We start from the raw sequence: 3,936 nt of genomic DNA, 5'->3' as shown, positions 1-3,936 counted from the left end.
ATCTCCGTGCCGGTGAACAGCACCCCGTCGGGCCCCGAGGTCTCGTTGTCGATCTTGCCGTCCTTCATCACCGCGCCGGCAAAGCTCCCGACACGCCCAACGAAGGTGTTGCTCTTCGTGTCGAAAATATCGATGGCCTTGTTGCTCCGGTCCGCGAGGTAGTAGAGGCCGCTCGCCTGATCGACAAAACTGATGTCAAAGTTCTTGAGTGTCTGACCCGGAACGGCGATCGTGCCGATCTGTTTCAGGGATGCCGCCCCTGCGGGTTCGATGAAAATCGTGGCGGCAACGATGGCAAGAGCACAGCCAATTCGATATCCTACTATGTCCTCCAATAGATTGAGGCGGTTCGTCTGCCGCCTTGTAATCGTCCTATGACGCCGCTCACGGCGGCCGCTCGAGCCTTCAGATGACGCTCACCGAAAAACATGTCGTACCAGCTTAATGAGACTTGCCTTGTCGAGGGCCGGAGCCGCCAATCGGATACCTTGACGATCTTCCGCCGAACAATCTCCTTTCGGACAGGCATCTGTCACGTCGTCGCTGGGCACCGATCATGTCGTAGATCTCAATGACTGCTTCGTCCGTCGCTCCATTATTAATTCGTGCGCGAACCGGGCCTTTCAAAGGCCTCGATTGCCCATGATGCGCTTGCGCCGATGCCACGTCGCGACCTTGCGCAGCAATCGGGACAGCTGCTCGACCGAATACGGCTTGTGCAGTAGTTCGAACCCGTAGGTCCCGTTCTGCGGCAAGACGTGGCTGTAGCCTGCATAGCCGTCGACCTGCAGCACGCCTCCGAAGCCGGCGAGATGCGCGATGGGGCGCTCGGCCTTCCGGTCGGCCGCATAGACATAGGCCACGGCCGGTGGGTCCGTGCCGCCCCAAGGCCGGTCATCACGCGCATAACCCTCCGCCTGCAACTCCACACGGCTTTGCCGCGCGGAGCCTCTTGCTGGCTCCGCCCAAAGCTGTCCCGTCTTGGTGCGGCCACGGCCGGGATCGAGAACCGGCGCGGTGGTCTCGTCGGCGAAGAGTTTGTCGGCGCCGCGCAGCTTGGCGAGCAGCCGCTCATGCACGGGGCGAAGCAGTTGCGCGGCGCGCCCCACCCAATCGGCCAAGGTGGAGCGGTCAAGCACCACGCCTTGCCGGGCGAAGATCTGGCTCTGCCGGTACAAGGGACAATGATCGGCGTATTTGGACACGAGCACCTGCGCCACAAGCGCGTCGGTTGGCAGCCCGCCTTCGATCAGCCGGGCGGGCGCAGGCGCCTGCACGACGCCGTCGGTGCAAGCGCGGCACGCGTATTTGGGCCGGCGCACCACCAGAACCCGGAGCTGCGCCGGCACCACGTCGAGCGACTACACGTATTGATGCCCCCGCCGATGCGGTGGCCGGAGAGACGGTAGCGGTTGACGTCGTTCGCGTCACAGATCCGCGCCACCCGCTGTTCGGCAAGGAACTTGCGCTCGTCTCGGTGACGGGATCGCGCCTTGCGCGCGGACACGTTTACGTGAGGCACGCTGGCGCAGCGCTATTGATGATTCCGATCTCCTGCACAAGCCTCGGGCATGGGCCGGAGGAGCCGCGCAGCAAGCTGACGTACGACGCCGCAACGGCGCTGCTGGCCTGCATCCGGGTGACGAGGGAGGCGCTGGCATGCGCATCCATCCAAGAGACGTCTGGGGTCGCTTGTCCAGCGGTCGACGAGAGACGGCCGTCACCGCGCTCGCGTCGGCATTGCGGGAGGTAGGTGATGCACTCCGAACTCATCACACAGGATCACCTCGCCCGGCGCGCGCTGATCTACATCCGCCAGTCCACGGCCCATCAGGTGCTGAGCAACGGGGAGAGCACCCGCCTTCAGTACGCGCTCCGCCAGCGCGCCGTTGATCTCGGCTGGCACGAGGCGGACGTGGAGGTGATCGACCAGGATCTGGGCGAGAGCGGCACGACGGCGGTGAACCGGTCAGGGTTCAAAGATTTGCTCGCCCAGGTGGGCCTGGGCGAAATCGGGATCATCCTCTCCTACGAGGTCACCCGGCTGACGCGCAACTGCTCGGACTGGTATCCATTGCTCGACCTCTGCGGTTATCGTCACTGCCTCATCGCCGACCGTGACGGCGTCTACGATCCGGCCACCGACAATGGGCGGCTCCTCCTCGGCCTCAAGGGCACGATCTCGGAGGTCGAGATGCACACGTTGCGGGGGCGCTTGACGGCAGGTCTCCTCGCCAAGGCGGGTCGCGGCGAACTCGCCCTGCCGTTGCCGGTTGGCCTCGAGCGCGACCCATCGGGCGTCGTCGTCATCACGCCGGACCGGGAGGTAGAGGCCCGGCTCCGGCTCGTGTTTGCGACCTTCCTCGAGCGCCGCTCGGCGCAGGCAGTGCTGCGGGTCTTTCTCGCTCGCGGCCTGACCCTGCCGCGCCGCGAAGGGCCACAGGGTGGCCTCTGCTGGCGGGCGCCGACCAAACACGCGATCTGCCGCATCCTCACCAATCCGGCCTATGCTGGAGCCTTCGTGTACGGCAGGACGGCCTGCGCACAGCCGCCCGACGGCAGCCGGGCGAAGGTTCGCAAGCGCCCGCGATCCGAGTGGCGGATCGTCGTCCCGAACCGCTATCCTCACTACATTGACTGGGACACGCACGAGGCGATCGTGGCCAGGCTCGAGGACAACCACGCCAACTACCGCCGTTTGGGTACGCGCGGCCCGCCCCGCGACGGCGCGGCCATGCTGCACGGCCTCGTTCACTGCGGGGCCTGCGGCCGCAAGATGACGGTCCAGTATCACAACCGGCCCCGTTATCTCTGCCGCAGTCTCGAGCAGGATCGCGGGCTGCCCCGCTGCCAGAACGTGCTTGCCTCCCCCATCGATGCGCTCGTCGTCGCGGCGTTCCTCGAGGCCGTCGCGCCAGCGGAGATGGACGCGTTCGAGCGGGCGGAGGCAACGAGGCGCGAGAACGATGCAGCCATGCGGCAGGCTGCGGCGCAGCAGGTCGAGCGGCTTCGATACCGGGCCCTTCTGGCAGAGCGTCAGTTCGACAAGGTCGATCCGGACAACCGGCTCGTCGCGGCGGAACTCGAACGTCGATGGGAGGCGGCGCTCCTGGACCTGCGCGCCGGGGAGGAAGCGCTGGCGAAAGGTATGCGTGAGGCAGAGCGCGGGGTCGCGACAGGTCCGGCAGGATCGTCACAGCCCGAACTGCGCGCCGCCCTAACCGAGATCAGAGAGACGCTGCCGCTCCTGTGGACGGACCCCAGGCTCGCGCCGGGGCAGCGCAAGGCACTCCTGCGATGCCTTGTCGATAAGGTGGTCCTCGAACGCACCGCCGTCGACCGAGTGGCGGTCCGCGTCGTTTGGGCCGGCGGCGACTGGAGCGAGTTCCTCGCCGATACCGGCGGCCATGCGCTGCGCGAGTTGTCGGGCATCGGCGTCATCGAACGTCTCGTCGCGGAGCTAGCCCGCGCGGGCGTCTCGGACGCGGCAATCGCCGAAGCCCTCGAGGTTCGAGGCCATCACCTCGACAACGGCCGACCCGTGCTCCTCAGCACGATCCGCAAACTTCGTCTCGCTCAGGGCATCCGTTACCGGCCAGAAATGCGGCGACGCGTGGCCGGCGCGCTGACCGTGCCCGATGTCGCTGAGATCATCGGCGTCTCCCAAGCCTGGCTGCACCATCGCATCCGCAGGGGCAAAATCCGGCTTACCCTCGACCCGCAGCATCACATGTACCTATTCCCAACCAGTCAGGCCGTTCTCGATGCACTCCGACAGCTCGTCGACAGCCGCGTTACGACCGTCGATCTCACCCACAGCGCACCGAATTGAGGAGGGCATCAAGATGCCGAGACGAGACGCTCCGACACATCCTCACCGATCCGATGCAACGGGGCCGCGCAACAGGGGCAAGCGCGGTCCGCAACATCCACCAC

General features: G+C 66.0%; 3 protein-coding genes and 1 pseudogene. 1 reads left to right on the top strand and 3 read right to left on the bottom strand.

The window, feature by feature from the left end:
• Together M8523_RS35905 and tnpC are read right to left on the bottom strand one after the other, a co-directional pair.
• The coding region (locus tag M8523_RS35905) for a hypothetical protein (protein WP_282589577.1) at window positions 1-335 on the bottom strand (335 nt) is incomplete at its 3' end.
• A gap of 417 nt (window positions 336-752) precedes the next feature.
• Window positions 753-1,358 (bottom strand): annotated as a pseudogene (gene tnpC / locus M8523_RS35900) (IS66 family transposase); the annotation flags it as partial.
• Window positions 1,359-1,756: 398 nt separating this feature from the next.
• Between tnpC and M8523_RS35895 the strand changes: the two are divergent.
• Window positions 1,757-3,832, top strand: a complete 2,076-nt coding sequence (locus M8523_RS35895; RefSeq protein ID WP_282589576.1) for a recombinase family protein — start codon at window positions 1,757-1,759, stop codon at window positions 3,830-3,832.
• A gap of 8 nt (window positions 3,833-3,840) precedes the next feature.
• Here M8523_RS35895 and M8523_RS35890 read toward each other — a convergent pair whose 3' ends face one another.
• Window positions 3,841-3,933, bottom strand: a complete 93-nt coding sequence (locus tag M8523_RS35890) for an IS66 family transposase zinc-finger binding domain-containing protein (protein WP_282589578.1) — start codon at window positions 3,931-3,933, stop codon at window positions 3,841-3,843.
• Between the last annotated feature and the right edge of the window lie 3 nt (window positions 3,934-3,936).

This window comes from Lichenifustis flavocetrariae (genome assembly GCF_026130545.1).
Taxonomy (GTDB): Bacteria; Pseudomonadota; Alphaproteobacteria; order Rhizobiales; family Beijerinckiaceae; genus Lichenihabitans; species Lichenihabitans flavocetrariae.
The sequence above is the reverse complement of the archived record's forward strand: the minus strand, read 5'-3'. Positions and strand labels throughout refer to the sequence as shown.

Bases quoted from the DNA above. Each gene is read 5' to 3' on its own strand.
- M8523_RS35895 (WP_282589576.1), top strand. From the start codon at position 1,757: ATGCACTCCGAACTCATCACACAGGATCACCTCGCCCGGCGCGCGCTG.